At 72.0% G+C, this 15,323-nt stretch carries 13 protein-coding genes; 9 read left to right on the plus strand and 4 right to left on the minus strand.

Annotated features, from left to right (window positions below; genetic code table 11):
- The first annotated feature begins 79 nt into the window (after window positions 1–79).
- The 3 genes from OIE67_RS02605 to OIE67_RS02615 are packed head-to-tail and all read left to right on the plus strand — an operon-like array spanning window position 80 to window position 2,623.
- Window positions 80–778 (plus strand): TetR/AcrR family transcriptional regulator, encoded by a 699-nt coding sequence (locus tag OIE67_RS02605; protein ID WP_326636261.1) that lies wholly within the window; start codon window positions 80–82, stop codon window positions 776–778.
- A 9-nt stretch (window positions 779–787) separates the two neighbouring features.
- Entirely contained in the window at window positions 788–1,531 is a 744-nt protein-coding gene (locus tag OIE67_RS02610) for a DNA-formamidopyrimidine glycosylase family protein (RefSeq protein WP_326636265.1), read from the plus strand.
- Between the two features lie 18 nt (window positions 1,532–1,549).
- Window positions 1,550–2,623, plus strand: coding sequence for a spore photoproduct lyase family protein (locus OIE67_RS02615; protein ID WP_326636267.1), 1,074 nt, complete (start codon window positions 1,550–1,552; stop codon window positions 2,621–2,623).
- 273 nt (window positions 2,624–2,896) lie between these two features.
- Here the strand turns inward: OIE67_RS02615 and OIE67_RS02620 are convergent, their stop codons facing one another.
- The 4 genes from OIE67_RS02620 to OIE67_RS02635 all read right to left on the minus strand — a co-directional run bounded on the left by OIE67_RS02620 (window position 2,897) and on the right by OIE67_RS02635 (window position 8,351).
- Window positions 2,897–3,856: a hypothetical protein gene (locus tag OIE67_RS02620; protein WP_326636269.1), complete on the minus strand. Its 960-nt coding sequence runs from the start codon at window positions 3,854–3,856 to the stop codon at window positions 2,897–2,899.
- A gap of 223 nt (window positions 3,857–4,079) precedes the next feature.
- Entirely contained in the window at window positions 4,080–6,590 is a 2,511-nt protein-coding gene (locus OIE67_RS02625) for a Tex family protein (protein WP_326636271.1), read from the minus strand.
- 27 nt (window positions 6,591–6,617) lie between these two features.
- Window positions 6,618–7,802, minus strand: coding sequence for an amidohydrolase (locus OIE67_RS02630; protein WP_326636273.1), 1,185 nt, complete (start codon window positions 7,800–7,802; stop codon window positions 6,618–6,620).
- Between the two features lie 114 nt (window positions 7,803–7,916).
- On the minus strand, window positions 7,917–8,351 hold the full coding sequence (locus OIE67_RS02635; protein ID WP_326636275.1) for an RpiB/LacA/LacB family sugar-phosphate isomerase: 435 nt from the start codon (window positions 8,349–8,351) through the stop codon (window positions 7,917–7,919).
- 65 nt (window positions 8,352–8,416) lie between these two features.
- On the opposite strand from OIE67_RS02635, the gene OIE67_RS02640 reads away from it, so the two are divergent.
- From OIE67_RS02640 to OIE67_RS02665, 6 genes are read left to right on the plus strand one after another with little or no spacing between them, the layout of a single operon-like run.
- Window positions 8,417–9,496 carry a DUF917 domain-containing protein gene (locus tag OIE67_RS02640; RefSeq protein WP_326636277.1) on the plus strand — a complete coding sequence of 360 codons (1,080 nt, stop codon included), beginning with the start codon at window positions 8,417–8,419 and terminating at the stop codon, window positions 9,494–9,496.
- Window positions 9,489–11,060, plus strand: coding sequence for a hydantoinase/oxoprolinase family protein (locus OIE67_RS02645; protein ID WP_326636279.1), 1,572 nt, complete (start codon window positions 9,489–9,491; stop codon window positions 11,058–11,060). Before OIE67_RS02640 ends, OIE67_RS02645 begins: the two co-directional genes overlap by 8 nt.
- A gap of 22 nt (window positions 11,061–11,082) precedes the next feature.
- The gene (locus OIE67_RS02650; RefSeq protein WP_326636281.1) at window positions 11,083–12,693 is read left to right on the plus strand and encodes an ABC transporter substrate-binding protein; all 1,611 of its coding nucleotides are present in this window, start codon (window positions 11,083–11,085) and stop codon (window positions 12,691–12,693) included.
- A gap of 2 nt (window positions 12,694–12,695) precedes the next feature.
- Window positions 12,696–13,712, plus strand: coding sequence for an ABC transporter permease (locus OIE67_RS02655; RefSeq protein ID WP_326636283.1), 1,017 nt, complete (start codon window positions 12,696–12,698; stop codon window positions 13,710–13,712).
- Complete coding sequence (locus OIE67_RS02660; RefSeq protein ID WP_326636285.1) at window positions 13,709–14,575, plus strand: ABC transporter permease; 867 nt, start codon at window positions 13,709–13,711, stop codon at window positions 14,573–14,575. The genes OIE67_RS02655 and OIE67_RS02660 overlap by 4 nt, the downstream gene beginning before the upstream one ends.
- Window positions 14,572–15,321: an ATP-binding cassette domain-containing protein gene (locus OIE67_RS02665; protein WP_326636287.1), complete on the plus strand. Its 750-nt coding sequence runs from the start codon at window positions 14,572–14,574 to the stop codon at window positions 15,319–15,321. Before OIE67_RS02660 ends, OIE67_RS02665 begins: the two co-directional genes overlap by 4 nt.
- The last annotated feature ends 2 nt before the right edge of the window (window positions 15,322–15,323 follow it).

Here is a 15,323-nt window from a genome sequence, read left to right on the forward strand (position 1 = left end):
TGGCTGATTTGGGGGTGTGCTGACCATCCAACGTCCGTAGGCTGGTCAACGTCAATGGTGTTGGCATAAGGAGGAGCGCGTGGCCAAGCGAGTGGTGCCGGAGGCGGCGCGCCGGCGGCGGCGTCCCACCAAGCGGGGACAGGTGCTGACGCACGCGCTGATCGTGGAGACCGCGCTGCGGATGTTGCGCGAGCACGGCGCCGACGGGCTGAGTGCCCGCAGGCTCGGCCTCGCGCTCGGCGCCGACGCCAGCACCGTCTACCGCTACTTCCGCGGCATGGACGATCTGATCCTGGCCATCGCGGACGAGCTGTTCCGCCACGCCATGGAGGACTGGCGGGCCACCGGTGACTGGCGGGCCGACCTGCGTGACCTCGGCCTGCGCATCCACCACGCCTACCTGGCCCATCCGCAGGCCGCCGTGCTGACCGCCAGCCGGGTCACCGGCCGGCCGAACGAGGTGGCCGGCGACGAGACGATCCTCGGCATCGTGCGCGGGGCCGGCTTCGCCGACGCGGACGCGGTCAGGATTTATCACGCTTTCATCGACCAGAGCCTGGCCTTCGCCATCCTCGACGCCGCCACCCTGGCCCTGCCGAAGGCGGCGCGGGAGGCCGACGAGGAGGTGTGGCGCGACACGTACGCGCGGCTGCCCGCCAGCACCCACCCCAACATCGCCGCCACCGCGCCGCTGCTGGTCGCGCGGATGAACGACAGCGCGTACCCGACGGCGCTCGACATGCTGCTGTCCAGCGCGTCCGCCCAGCTCACGGGGTAGGTCGCGGGTATGCCCGAAGGACACCTGATCCACCGCCACGCCGACGCCCAGCACACCGACCTCGCCGGGCGCGTCGTGCGCGCGTCAGGTCCCCAGGGCCGCTTCGACGCGCGGCCCTACGACGGGCGCACGATGACGGAGGTGGAGGCCGTGGGCAAACACCTCCTCTACCACTTCGGCGACGAGGCGATCCACGTCCACCTGGGGATGCGCGGCATCTTCCTCCGGTACGACGACCCGGCCGCCGAACCCCGGGCCGGCACCCGGCTGCGGCTGGCCACGGACGAGGTGGCGTACGACCTCATCGCGCCCTCCCGCTGCGAACCCCTCGACGCGGACGCCGTGACGGCACTGCGGGCCTCGCTCGGCCCCGACCCGCTGCGCGCGGACGCCTCCTCGCGCGAGGCGGTGCGGCGGCTGACCGCGTTCAAGGGGCCGGTCGGGGCGGCCGTGCTCGACCAGGGCGTGTGGGCGGGCATCGGCAACGCCTGGCGGGCCGAACTGCTCTACCTGACGGGCCTGCATCCGAGCCGGCGCGACGTGGACGAGCCGGCGGCCCTGCGCCTGTGGGAGACGGCGGTGACCCACCTCGCCATGGGCCGCGACGCCGGCCAGGTGATCAGCGACCCGGACGCGCCCGACGAGCGCTGGGTCTACAAGCGCGAACACTGCCGCCGCTGCGGCGCCCCCGTCGAGACCTGGCCGCTGGCCTCCAGGACCGCCTATGCGTGTCCGGTCGAACAGGGCGGGTAGCCTGGAACGAGGAGTAACATGAACCTCACTTCTCGTAACAATCTGCTGGACATCCGCCGCATCTACGTCGAGCCCGCCGCCGCCGAGCTGCCGCGCGGGCAGGAGATCCTGGCCCGGTTTCCCGACGCCGAACGGGTGGAGGTCGAGAGCCACCACCGCATCCCCGAGCTGTACGGCGACGAGACCAACGTGGCCCGCTGGGTGCGGATCAAGACCGAGGCGCTCGTGCTCGGGGTCAAGAAGTCGCTGACGGCCCGGCCCAACGGCCGCTCGGCCGACTTCATCGCCCCCTCGACGGCCAACGGCTGCGCCATGGCCTGCGCCTACTGCTACGTGCCCCGGCGCAAGGGCTACAGCAACCCGATCACGGTGTTCGCCAACATCGACCAGATCCTCGGCTACCTGCGCCGCCACGCCGGCCGCCAGGGGGCCAAGACGGGGCCCGACCAGGTCGACCCGCACGCCTGGGTCTACGACATCGGCGAGAACTCCGACTGCTCCCTCGACGCCACCGTCTCACGGAACGTCCGCGACCTCGTCGAACTCTTCCGCGACCTGCCCGAGGCCAAGGCCAGCTTCGCCACCAAATACGTCAACCGTGAGCTCCTGGACTGGGACCCGCGCGGCCGCACCCGGATCCGGTTCAGCCTCATGCCCGCCGCCGACGCCAAACTGCTCGACATCCGCACCTCCCCGATCGCCGACCGGATCGCCGCGATCTCCGACTTCGTCGCCGCCGGCTACGAGGTGCACGTCAACTTCAGCCCGGTGGTGGTGAGGGACGGCTGGCTGGAGTCGTGGGCCGAACTGTTCACCCAACTGGACGACGCGCTGAGCCCGCAGGCCCGGCAGCAGCTGGCCGCCGAGATCATCTTTCTGACCCACAACGACCGGCTGCACGAGGTCAACCTGGGCTGGCACCCGAAGGCGGAGGAGGTGCTGTGGCGGCCGGAGCTGCAGCAGGCCAAGCGGTCCCAGACGGGCGGCTGGAACGTCCGCTACCGCACCGGCCACAAGGGCCGCTACGTCGATGCCCTCACCGACCTCCTGACAGCCCGCCTCCCTTACTGCCGCATCCGGTACGCCTTCTGACGACGGCGATGACGTCGCGCTATGGCGTCGCACGGCCGAGGCTGCGCTGTCGGGGTCTGGTTGCTCAGGTCGGGCGGCTCGAATTGCGCCGCTCAGATGCCCTGGCCGACATTGCCCGGCCGCCGACATTGCCCGGCCGGCGACGTCGCGTCGGTGACGTTCACCTGTCGCCAACGACGTCGCGATGGGCCGGGGTGGGTCTCACGCCGACATCCTGACCTGGCGTTCAGATGCCGGAAAGCCTGCCGGCCCCGCCCAATCGGCTCGATCGGCTCAATCGGGGAGATTCTGCTGGGCGAGGCGTTTGCCGAGGCCGGCCAAGGAGTCGTCGGCCATGAGGGCGGGCAGGCGGGGTGCGTCCTCGTCGATCTGGCGCAGCACGGCCGGCTGGTCGCCGCAGTGCCGGGTCCATGCTCGGACGACCTCCGGCATGGCCTCGATCGCCTCCTGCGACAGGATCGCCTCCCTGGGCAGCCAGGACGTCAGGAACTGCCGCACCCTTCCCGGGCTCCACCAGAGCGGCCGATCCCCGACGAACTCGGTCAGCTTCCCGAACGCCTCCTCCGCCCCCGGCAGGTCCGGCAGATCCTGGAACGCGGCCATGGCACCGTCGGGAGCACCGCCGCGTACGAGACCGGGCACGGACCGGGCGCGGGACATCGCCAGCGGCCGGATCGCCGGCAACGTCTCCGCCACTGCCGCGCCCATGAGCCGATCACCCAGCTCGAACGCGTCCAGGGTCCGCCCCGCCACCACTCCCGGCTCAGCTTCCCGCAGCCCCAGATCGTCGAGAAACTTCAATTCCTCCACCAGAGCGTCCACAGCCAGACCACCATGAGGCTGGTCGATCCCGGTGACCACGATGTGCGGCTCCTTGCCGTTCTCGTACCGGAAGGCCAGGACCGCGAGAACCTGCTCACCGTAGGGATCGGCCTTGCCGTACCAGGCGCCGTCGCACGTCACGCGCCCCATCCGCCGTACCCACCCGGGCAACTCACCCCCGCCCTCGACGGGATCCTCGGCCGGACGATCAAGCGCCGCCATGGCCGCGACCGCAAGGCGCGCCTCCAGCCGACCGTCCTCCGCCGCCTGTCGCGAGAACGCCTCCGCCTCCCCGGCCTCCTCCAGTTCGGCCATGAGCCGGGCCGCCCACAACTCGGTCCGCAGAGGAGAACGCCACCTGAGCAGGTCGCGTGCCTGAGTGATCGCCGTGTCGAACGCAGTCATGCTCACCCTTGCACCGTACCGCCCACCCCCACCGCCCCAGCGGACCCACAGCCCTTCACCCGGCGGGGGTCGGGTCGCAGTCGATCCGTCGACCTCCACTCCTCCGCCGGGCCTAGGCGGTGGGGCGGTGGCTGGTCGTGCGCTGTCTCGGCCGGCAGGGGTGGGTGGCGCGTGCCCGGCGGCTCAGCTTGGCTGTCGGGCACGCGCGTGCCGCGTTGTTCTGTGGCCTTTAGCGGTTGTCGCCGCCCAGGCCGGCCTTTCTCAGGGCTTCGGCCATGGCGCCGGTCGGGGCCGGGCGGCGGGGGCCGTCGCCGCGGCCGCGTCCGCCGTCGCCTCGCTGATCGCCGCGGTTGCGTCCGCCGCCGTCGCCTCGCTGGTCGCCACGGCTGCGGCCGCCGTCACGACCGCCGCCGTCACGACCGCCGTCGCCTCGCCCGCCACCGTCGCGGGCGCCGCCGTCGCCTCGGCCGCCGTCGCCTCGCCCGCGGTTGCCCTGGCCGCGGCCCCCGTCGGCGCGGCCCTGAGGGGCGTCGCCAGGCCGGCCGTCTCGGCGGCCTCCCGCGTTCTTGCGGGGGCCGTCGCCGCCGGCCTGGGCGGTGGTTTCGTCTTCCAGGCGGAGGGTCAGGGAGATGCGCTTGCGGGGGATGTCCACGTCGAGGACCTTGACGCGGACGATGTCGCCGGGCTTGACCACGTCGCGCGGGTCCTTGACGTAGGTGCGCGACATGGCCGACACGTGGACGAGGCCGTCCTGGTGCACGCCGATGTCGACGAAGGCGCCGAAGGCGGCGACGTTGGTGACGACGCCCTCCAGGATCATGCCGGAGGTCAGGTCGGAGAGCTTCTCGACACCCTCCTTGAAGGTGGCCGTCTTGAAGGCGGGACGCGGGTCGCGGCCGGGCTTCTCCAGCTCGCGCAGGATGTCGGTGACCGTCGGCAGGCCGAACTTGTCGTCGGTGAACTCCTCCGGCCTGAGCGAGCGCAGCGCCGCCGTGTTGCCGATCAGCGACTTGAGGTCGGCCTTGGCCGAGGTCAGGATGCGCCGCACCACCGGGTAGGACTCGGGGTGCACGCTGGAGACGTCGAGCGGGTCGTCGCCGCCGGGGATGCGCAGGAAGCCCGCGCACTGCTCGAACGCCTTGGGGCCGAGCCGGGGCACGTTCTTCAGCGCCGAACGGGTGCGGAAGGGGCCGTTGGAGTCGCGGTGGCGCACGATGCTCTCGGCGAGCGTGGCGCCGATGCCCGACACGCGGGTGAGCAGCGGCGGCGAGGCCGTGTTGACGTCGACGCCCACCGCGTTGACGCAGTCTTCCACGACCGCGTCGAGCGAGCGGGAGAGCTTGGACTCGGCCAGGTCGTGCTGGTATTGGCCGACGCCGATCGACTTGGGGTCGATCTTGACCAGCTCGGCCAGCGGGTCCTGGAGCCGGCGCGCGATGGAGACCGCGCCGCGCAGCGACACGTCGAGCTCGGGCAGCTCCTGCGAGGCGTACGGTGAGGCGGAGTAGACCGAGGCGCCCGCCTCGGAGACCACGATCTTGGTGAGCCCCGGCATGTGCTTGACCAGCTCGCCGGCCAGCTTGTCGGTCTCGCGGGAGGCGGTGCCGTTGCCGATGGCGATCAACTCGACGCCATGGCGCTGCGCGAGCGCGCCCAGCACCGCCAGCGACTGGTCCCACTGCCGCTTGGGCTCGTGGGGGTAGATGGTCGCGGTCTCCACGACCTTGCCGGTGGCGTCGACGACGGCGACCTTCACGCCTGTGCGCAGGCCCGGGTCGAGCCCCATCGTGGGCCGGGTGCCGGCCGGCGCGGCGAGCAGCAGGTCGCGCAGGTTGGCCGCGAACACCCGCACCGCCTCGTCCTCGGCCGCCTGCCAGAGCCGCATCCGCAGGTCGATGCCGAGGTGCACGAGGATGCGGGTGCGCCAGGCCCAGCGCACGGTCTCGTTGAGCCACTTGTCGGCGGGCCGGCCCTGGTCGGAGACGCCGAACCGGGAGGCGATGCGCAGCTCGTAGTCGGGGCTGTCGTCGGGCTCCAGGGTGACGGAGAGGATCTCCTCCTTCTCCCCCCTGAACATGGCCAGGATCCGGTGCGAGGGCAGCTTCGTGAACGGCTCGCCGAACTCGAAGTAGTCGGAGAACTTGGCCCCCGCCTCCTCCTTGCCCTCGCGCACCTTCGACACCAGCCGGCCTCGGGTCCACAGCTGCTCGCGCAGGCCGCCGATGAGGTCGGCGTCCTCGGCGAAGCGCTCGATCAGGATCGCCCTGGCCCCTTCGAGCGCCGCGCTCTCGTCGGCGACGCCTTCGGCGAGGAAGCCCTTGGCCGTCGTCACCGGGTCGAGCGTGGGATCGGCGAGGAGCTGGTCGGCCAGCGGTTCGAGGCCCAGCTCGCGGGCGATCTGCGCCTTGGTGCGGCGCTTGGGCTTGTAGGGCAGGTAGATGTCCTCAAGCCTGGCCTTGGTCTCGGCCGCCATGATCTGCTCGCGCAGCTCGTCGTCGAGCTTGCCCTGGGACTCGACGGACTCCAGGATCGCCGTCCTGCGCTCCTCCAGCTCGCGCAGGTAGCGCAGCCGCTCTTCCAGCGTGCGCAGCTGCGCGTCGTCGAGGGCGCCGGTGGCCTCTTTGCGGTATCGCGCGATGAAGGGCACGGTCGCGCCGCCGTCGAGCAGGTCGACCGTGGCCTGAACCTGCCCGTCGCGCACGCCGAGCTCGGCCGCGATCCGCTGGGAAATAGAGAGCACTTGCCTGCCTTTCGATGGTCCCGCCGGTCAATTGTGCAGGACAACGCCATCCTTCATGACCAGAGTGCGCGCAGGGTGAACGACCACCGCCTCCGCCGGGCCCCCGCAGGGAACCACGACCAGGTCGGCCCGGTCGCCCGGGGACAGGCCGTAGCCCTCCAGCCCGAGCGCCCGCGCCCCGCCGTGGGTGGCCGCCTCCAGCGCCAGCTCGATGTCCTCATCCGCCCGGAACGTGCTGCGGTAGGCGACGTGCATCGCCCGTTCGAGCATGTCGCCGCTGCCGTACGGCCCCCACAGGTCGCGGATGCCGTCGTGACCGCAGGCCACGGTGACCCCGGCGGCCCGCAGCCTCTTCACCGGGGGCACGGGGAAGCTGTAGACGGCGGCGGTCACGATCGCCACCCCCGCCTCCGCCAGCCCCTCGGCCAGGCGACCTTGGTGGGCCTCGTCGAGCTGGCCCAGCGCGTAGGCGTGGCTGACCGCCACCCGGCCGCCCAGCCCGAGCGCCGTGGTGCGTTCGATGATCAGCTCCAGCTCCCACGCGCCGAGCGTGCCGCCGTCGTGCAGGTGGAGGTCGAGGTGGGTGCCGTAGCGCCCGGCCAGGCCGAAGATCAGGTCGAGGTGACGGACCGGGTCGCGGTCGATGCCCGCCGGGTCGAGCCCGCCCACCGCCTCCACCCCGCTCTTCAGCGCCTCTTCGAGCAGCTCGGCGGTGCCCGGGTTGATGAGCACGCCGTGCTGGGGGAAGGCCACCTGGCGCACGTCCACGGGGGAGCCCGCCGCGGCCTCGCGCACGGCCTGCACGCCGCGTAAGCCCACCTCGGGGTCGATGTCGGTGTGGGTGCGGACGTGGGTGGTGCCCGCCGCGCTCATGGCGGCCAGCAGCGCGGCGATCCTGGCCACGCTGGGCACGCCCAGCTCGGCGCGGCGGCGCAGGTCGTTGCCGATGCGGCCGGCGAGCGTGTCGTCGGCGGAGTGGGGCACCCACGGGCCGCCGTAGAGGGTCTTGTCGAGGTGGCAGTGCGCCTCGACCAGGCCGGGCAGGACGAGCTGCCCGGAGACGTCGACGACGGTGGCCCCGGGCGCGTCGATCGCGGGCGCGACCCGGTCGATCCGCCCGTCGCGCACCAGGATGTCGACCGGCGCGCGAACGCCGGGCCCGGAGGCTGCGGGCTCCCACGGGAGCCCGCCACGGAGCAGCACGTCGGTCATGCCCAGCACCCTAAACGGCGGGACCGACGATTTCGCCGGCTCAGCTGTGACGGTCTTGCATACCTTTCCGCCCTCTGAGGCTCCCCATGGGGTACGGCGGGCCGCCGCGCCCGATCAGATGCCGTCGAGGTGGGAGACGTTGGCCACATCGGCGGGGTCGGCGCTCGGCCGGCCCGCGAACCAGGCGTCCAGGATCTCCTTCAGCACCACCTCGGAGGTGAGCCGCAGGCTGAGCGCCAGCACGTTGGCGTCGTTCCACTTGCGGGCGCCGTCGGCGGTGTAGGCGTCGACGCACAGCGCCGCGCGCACCCCGCGAACCTTGTTGGCCGCGATCGACGCGCCGGTGCCGGTCCAGCAGCAGACGACCGCCTGCTCGGCCCGCCCCTCGCTCACGTCTCGCGCGGCCAGCTCGCAGGCCCACGCCCAGTCGTCGCGCTCGCCGTCGCTGAGCGCGCCGTGGGTGACGACCTCGTGCCCGCGCCCGCGCAGCTCCACCACGACCCGCTCGGCCACGCCGTCCTTGCTGTCGGCGGCCACCGATATCCGCATCCACCCATACTCGCACGTACGCGGACTGGCGCGCCGGGGCGGTATGTGCTTGGTTGTGGCGTCATATGAGTCTTACGAGTATTGACGCGAATGACATCGCGGCGCTCGCCCGGGGATGTGCCGTCCTGGGCACGGGCGGCGGGGGAGACGTGCGTACGGGTTCGCTGGCGGCGGTGCGGGCCATCCGGGAGCACGGTCCTGTGCCGCTGACCCGGCTGGCCGACCTGCCGGAGGACGCCCTGGTCGTGCCGCTGTCCGGCATCGGGGCCCCGACCGTCAGCCACGAGATGATCCACGGCGAGGACGAGCCCAGGCGCATCGTCGAGGAGATCGAGCGGATCTTCGGCCGCCCTCCGAGCGCGATCATGTCCTCCGAGATCGGCGGCGCCAACGGGGTCGCGCCCGTGGCCTGGGCCGCCCAGCTCGGGGTGCCACTGCTCGACGCCGACGGCATGGGACGGGCGTTCCCCGAGGTCCAGATGGTCTCGATGTACGTGGCGGGGCTGCCCGCCGACCTCGTGGTCATGTCGGACGTCGCGGGCAACGTGGTGACGATCCGCCCGGTGGACGGGCTCTGGTCGGAGCGCCTGGCCCGCGCCGTCTGCGTGGCGGCCGGGTCGCACGCGCTGATGGCCGACTACGTGCTCACGGCCGGCCGGGCCAGGGGCGCGGTCATCGAGGGCACGGTCACCCGCGCGCTGGAGATCGGCCGGGCCACGCAGGGCGCGGCGGACCCGCTTGGCGCGCTCCAGGAGCGCCTCGGCGCCGCCCGGCTGATCACCGGCAAGCTGACCGATGTGGAACGCCGCACCACGGGCGGGTTCGTCAGGGGCACGGCCACGATCGAGGGCACCGGCGACGACCGGGGCCGCCGGCTCGCGCTGGAGCTGCAGAACGAGAACCTGGTCGCCACGGAGGACGGCCGGACGCTGGCCATGGTCCCCGACCTGATCACGGTGGTGGACACCGAGACGGCCGCCGCCGTCCAGACGGAGGGCCTGCGCTACGGCCAGCGCGTCACGGTGCTCGCCTGGCCCTGCGACCCGCTCTGGCGCACGCCCAAGGGGCTGGAGACGGCCGGGCCCGCGGCCTTCGGATACGACCTGGACTACGTACCCGTCGAGGAGCTGAGGGCGCGTGCCTGACCTGCGGATAGGGATCGACGTCGGCGGGACCAACACCGACGCGGTGGTGCTCGGGGCGGACGGCCAGGTGCTCGCCAAGGCCAAGCGGCCCACCACGCCCGGGGTGACCGACGGCCTGCGCGCGGCCCTGGACGCCGTGCTGGACCAGGTCGAGGACCGGGCCGAGGTGACGCGCGTCATGCTGGGCACCACGCACGCCACGAACGCGATCCTGGAGCGGCGCGGCCTGGGCCGGGTCGCGGTGCTGCGGCTCGGCGCGCCCGCCACCACCTCCGTGCCCCCGCTCTCCGACTGGCCCGCCGACCTGCGTGAGGTGGTCTCGGCCGGTGAGGCGATCGTGCCCGGCGGCCACTACGTGGACGGCAGGGAGATCAGCCCGCTGGACCTGGACGCCGTACGCCGCTTCATGGACGGCGTGCAGGCCGACGCGGTGGCGGTCACCAGCGTGTTCAGCCCGGCCGACGACGGGCACGAGCGGGCCGTCGAGGCGCTGGTCCGCGCCGAGTACGGGCTGCCGGTCTCGGTGAGCCACGAGATCGGCTCACTCGGCCTGCTCGAACGCGAGAACGCGACCGTGCTGAACGCCGCCCTGTACGGCGTCGCCGCCCACGTCACCGACGCCCTGGTCACGGCACTGGCCGAACGCGGCCTCGGCGCGCGGCCGTACCTGGCGCAGAACGACGGCACGCTCATGACGTTGGAGCACGCCGCCCGCCTGCCGGTCTCCACGATCGGCTCCGGCCCGGCGAACTCGCTGCGCGGCGCCGCCTACCTGTCGGGCGTGTCGGACGCGATCGTGGTGGACGTGGGCGGTACCAGCACCGACCTCGGGGTGCTGGTCGGCGGCTTCCCGAGGGAGTCGGCGGCGGCGGTGGAGATCGGTGGGGTGCTGACCAACTTCCGCATGCCCGACATCCTGGCCATCGCCCTGGGCGGCGGCACCGTGGCGCGGAGCGGGGGCGTCGGGCCGGACTCCGTCGGCTACCGGATCGCGCGGGAAGCGCTGGTCTTCGGCGGGACGACGGCGACGATGACGGACGCGGCGGTGGCGGCGGGCCGGATCCCGGCCGGGGCCGAAGAGTGGCGCGAGCGGCTGAAAGCCGCCCTGAAGGCCACCGAGACGGGTGACATGTCGGAAGGAATCGCCGACATCCTGCAAAGGGCGCTGTCCGTCGCCGACGGGATGGTGGCCGACGCCGTGGACCGCATGTCGCTCGGCCGGAGCGACCGTCCGCTGGTGGCGGTGGGGGGCGGGGCGTTCCTGCTGCCCGATCACATCGCCGGGGCGAGCACGGTGATCCGCCCCGAGCACGCGGAGGTGGCCAACGCGGTGGGGGCCGCCATCGCGCTCGCGAGCGGCAGAGTGGATACGATCTTGCCTGCGGGAGATAGCAGGACAGAAGCGATCGAAAGCGTCAAGGAGGAGGCGCGGGCGCGAGCCGTGGCGGCCGGGGCCGACCCCTCCGGAGTCGAGATCGTGGACCTTCTCGAGGTGCCGCTGAGCTACCTCTCCGAACCCGCCGTGCGGGTACACGTGAAAGCAGCCGGACCCCTCGCCCGGTGACCCACCGAAAGGATCCCCCACCATGCGCTGGCACAAGCGTCTGCTCGTCGCCGGGGTAGCCGGTCTCATGGCCCTGACCGCGTCCGCGTGCGCGGGCGGTCAGGTACGTGGCGCCGGCGGCACACCCCAGCCGCAGACGAGCGGCGGCGGCAGCCCGGCCGGCGGGCAGGCCAACGACGCCACCTTCGTCTACGCGCCCAACCACGACGTGGTCACCGACTGGGACCCGGCCACCTCCTACTCCAACGAGATCATCGCTCTGTCGAACATCTACGAGGGCCTGACCAGGTACGACTCCGAGACCAAGGAGGCCGCGCCGCGCCTGGCCACCGAGTGGACCTCGGCGAAGGACGGCAAGGAGTGGACCTTCAAGCTGCGGCAGGGCGTGAAGTTCCACTCCGGCGCCACGTTCGACGCCACGGCCGCGAAGAAGGCCATCGAGCGGACGAAGGAGAAGAAGGGCGGCGCCGCCTACATCTGGGACCCGGTCGACGAGATCGAGGCGGTGGACGCGAGCACGCTGAAGTTCACCCTGAAGTACGCCGCCCCGCTCGACCTGATCGCCGCCTCCGGCTACGCCGCCTGGATCTACGACGTGGACGCGGTGGACGCCGACGGCAAGAAGACGGCCGGCACGGGGCCGTACACGATCGACACCTGGCAGAAGGGCAAGGAGACCGAGCTCACGCTGAAGGCGTTCGACGACTACTGGGGCGGCTGGAAGCCGGCGCAGTACAAGAAGGTCGCCTTCCGCGTCACGCCCGAGATCACCACCGCCTGGCAGCTGCTGCAGAAGGGTGAGGTGAACTTCGTCGAGCGGCTGAACCCGCAGCTCTTCGAGCAGGCGCAGACGACGGAGTCGGTGCGGACCGCCGAGTCGCCGTCGTTCCAGAACCTGCTGGTGCTGTTCAACACGGCCGCGGGCCCGACGGAGGACGTCAAGGTCAGGCAGGCGCTGCAGCTCGCGATCGACTACGACGGCCTGGCGGCGGCGCTGGAGGGCGCCGGTCAGAAGGCCAGCGGCCTGGTGCCGCAGGGCCTGGTCGGGCACGCCAGTGGGATGGAGCCCAAGCAGGACCTGGCCAAGGCGCAGGCGCTGCTGGCCGAGGCGGGTTACGGGCCTGACCTGAAGGAGCTCAAGCTGAGCCTCACGTACGGCATCGGCGACGAGGACCAGAAGCTGCTGGTCACGCTGCTCAGCTCGACGCTCAGCAAGCTGAACGTGACCCTCCAGGCCAAGCCGATGAACTGGAGCGCGCAGTGGGACCTGGGCAAGAAGGGCGGCCAGGACGTCTTCGTCATGTACTGGTACCCGGACTATCCGGACGCCTACTCCTGGTTCCTCAACGTGTTCAAGAGCGCCGACAAGCCGCAGTTCAACCTCTCCTACCTGAAGAACGCCGAGATCGACGCGGCCATCGACAAGCTCCCCGAGCTGACGGCCACGGACCGGCTGGCGGCCGTCGAGGAGTACAAGACCCTGCAAGAGAAGATCATCCAGGAGCAGGCAGCAGTAGCTGTGCCCTACGTGCAGAAATACCAACGCGCCCTCTCCTCTGACGTACAGGGCTACAAGGACAACGCGGCCTACCCCAACGTCGTCTTCTTCTACGACCTGACCCGCGCCTCCTGACCATGCTGCGCTATCTGGCCCGCCGCCTCGGCCAGGCCCTCCTGGTCGTGGCCGGCGTGGTCGTGCTCACGTTCGCGGTGATGCGGCTCGTGCCCGGCGATCCGGCGGTGGCCTTCGCCGGGCCGAAGGCCACGCCCGAGCAGCTGGCCGCGGCCCGCGCGCGGTTCGGGCTCGACGATCCGCTGCCGGCGCAGCTGCTCACGTACGTGCGCGACCTGCTGACCGGGGACTGGGGCGTCAGCCTGCGCACGCGGCAGCCCGTGCGGGACGACCTCTACCTCGCCTTTCCCGCCTCGCTCGAACTCGTCGGTACGGCGCTGCTCATCGCGGTCGTGCTGGGCATTCCGCTCGGCGTGCTCGCCGCCCGCTATAAGACGAAATTTCCTGACTTTGGGGTGCGGGTCGGGAGCATGCTGGCCGTCTCCGTCCCGGTCTTCTGGCTGGCCCTGGCCCTCCAGACGATCTTCGCCAGCAACCTCGGCTGGTTCCCCATCGCCGGCGAGTACGACTCCGCGCTCGACACCACCAGCCCGCTCACCCTCTGGACCAACATCACCGTCGTCGACGCCCTCATCACCGGGAACTGGCCCATCCTCACCAGCACCCTCGACCACCTGGTGCTGCCCGCCCTGGTCGTGGCCGCCTATCCCACCGGCGTCATCGCGCAGATGACCAGGGCCGCGCTCATCGAGGAGTCGGGCCAGGACCACGCCAGGCTGGAGCGCGCGCTGGGCTTCGGGGAGACGTCCATCCTGACCAGGTTCGCGCTGCGGCCGGCGCTCGGTCCCGTGCTGTCGCTGATCGCGCTGGTCTTCGCGTACGCGATCGTCAACGGCTTCCTCGTCGAGGCCGTCTTCAACTGGCCGGGCCTGGGCCGCTACGCCGCCGAGTCCATCCGCTCGCTGGACACCCCGGCCATCGCGGGCGTCACCCTGCTGGTCGCCCTGGTCTACGTCCTGGCCAACCTGGTCGTGGACATCCTCCAGGGCTTCGTCGACCCCCGGGCCAGGACACGATGACGACGGAGACACAGACACCGCAAACGCAGCCGCTGCGCCGCACCCTGCCGCGCATCCCCGACCGGTTCGCCGCGTTCGGGGCGGTGCTCATCGTGGTCGTCGTGCTGGCGGCGGTGCTCGCGCCGTGGCTGGCGCCGTACCCGGTGGACGACCCGAGGCCGCTGGAGCGGCTGCTGCCGCCGAGCGGCGCGCACTGGTTCGGCACCGACCAGGTCGGCCGGGACGTGCTCACGAGGATCCTGTACGGCGGGCGCACCTCGCTGTTCATCGCCGTGGCCGTGCTGGCCGTCTCGGCGCTGGCCGGGGTGACGCTCGGCGTGGTCGCCGGGTACGCGGGCGGCTGGATCAGAGACGTGATCATGCGCGTCACGGACGTCTTCCTGGCCTTCCCCGCGCTGCTGCTCTCCCTGGCCCTGGCGGTGGTGCTGCAGCCCGGCGTGAACACCGTGATCCTGGCCATCGCGGTGACCTGGTGGCCCTGGTACACGCGGCTGGCCGCCTCCATGGCCGCCTCGATCGCCACCCGCCCCTACGTGGACGCGGCCCGCTGCCTGGGCGTGCCCGCGCCGCTGATCATCCTGCGCCACGTGCTGCCCAACTCGCTCACGCCCGTGCTGGTGCAGCTCTCGCTGGACGCGGGCGGGGTGATCCTGACCTCGGCGGCGCTGTCGTACCTGGGGCTGGGCGCGCAGGAGCCGACGGCCGAATGGGGGCTGATGGTGCAGCAGGGACAGACGCTGTTCACCACGAACTGGTGGGTGGTGACCTTCCCGGGGCTGGCGATCCTGGTGACGGCGTTCGCGTTCAACGTGCTCGGCGAGGGGCTGCGCAACGCGCTCGACCCGCGGAGGGCGGTCAAGTGAGCGATCACCTGATCGAGGCGCGCGACCTGCGCGTCAGTTACGGCGGGCGGGTGGTGGCCGAGGTGCCGCGGCTCGACGTGGGCGCGGGGGAGTGCGTGGCGATCGTGGGGGAGAGCGGGTCGGGCAAGTCCACGACGCTGCTCTCGCTGCTCGGCCTCACCCAGAATGCCGAAATATCAGGACATGTACGGGTGTGCGGCGTGGACGTGCTCACGGCCTCCCCACGCGCGCTGCGCGAGCTGCGCGGCGCGCGGGCGGCGCTGGTGATGCAGTCGCCGCACGCCGCCCTCAGCCCCGCCACCCGCCTCGGCGTGCTGATGCGCCGCGCGCTCAAGCTGCACGGCGTGCGGGACGTGGACAGGACCATGGCGCGGGCCATGGAGGAGGTCCTGCTCGACCGCGAGCTGCTGCGCCGCTATCCGCACGAGGTCTCCGGCGGCCAGGCCCAGCGCTTCGCCATCGCGCTGGCCATCGCCCTGGGCGCCGAGGTCATCCTGGCCGACGAGCCCACCAGCGCGCTGGACGTGACCGTACAGGCCGAGGTGGTCGGCGTGCTGCGCCGGCTCAGGGCCGAACGGGACCTCGCGCTGCTGCTGGTCTCGCACGACCTGGCCCTGGTCTCGACGATCGCCGACCGGGTGCTGGTCATGAAGGACGGCGCGGTGGTGGAGTCGGGCCCCGCCGCCACGGTGCTGGCCGAGCCGTCCCATCCCTACACCCGCGAGCTGCTGGAGGCGCTGCCGTGACC

This window comes from Nonomuraea fuscirosea, assembly GCF_035917475.1.
Lineage (GTDB): Bacteria > Actinomycetota > Actinomycetes > Streptosporangiales > Streptosporangiaceae > Nonomuraea > Nonomuraea fuscirosea.

Bases quoted from the DNA above. Each gene is read 5' to 3' on its own strand.
- OIE67_RS02610 (WP_326636265.1), top strand. From the start codon at position 788: ATGCCCGAAGGACACCTGATCCACCGCCACGCCGACGCCCAGCACACC.
- OIE67_RS02615 (WP_326636267.1), top strand. From the start codon at position 1,550: ATGAACCTCACTTCTCGTAACAATCTGCTGGACATCCGCCGCATCTAC.
- OIE67_RS02630 (WP_326636273.1), bottom strand. From the start codon at position 7,802: ATGACCGACGTGCTGCTCCGTGGCGGGCTCCCGTGGGAGCCCGCAGCC.
- OIE67_RS02635 (WP_326636275.1), bottom strand. From the start codon at position 8,351: ATGCGGATATCGGTGGCCGCCGACAGCAAGGACGGCGTGGCCGAGCGG.
- OIE67_RS02640 (WP_326636277.1), top strand. From the start codon at position 8,417: ATGAGTCTTACGAGTATTGACGCGAATGACATCGCGGCGCTCGCCCGG.
- OIE67_RS02650 (WP_326636281.1), top strand. From the start codon at position 11,083: ATGCGCTGGCACAAGCGTCTGCTCGTCGCCGGGGTAGCCGGTCTCATG.
- OIE67_RS02655 (WP_326636283.1), top strand. From the start codon at position 12,696: ATGCTGCGCTATCTGGCCCGCCGCCTCGGCCAGGCCCTCCTGGTCGTG.
- OIE67_RS02660 (WP_326636285.1), top strand. From the start codon at position 13,709: ATGACGACGGAGACACAGACACCGCAAACGCAGCCGCTGCGCCGCACC.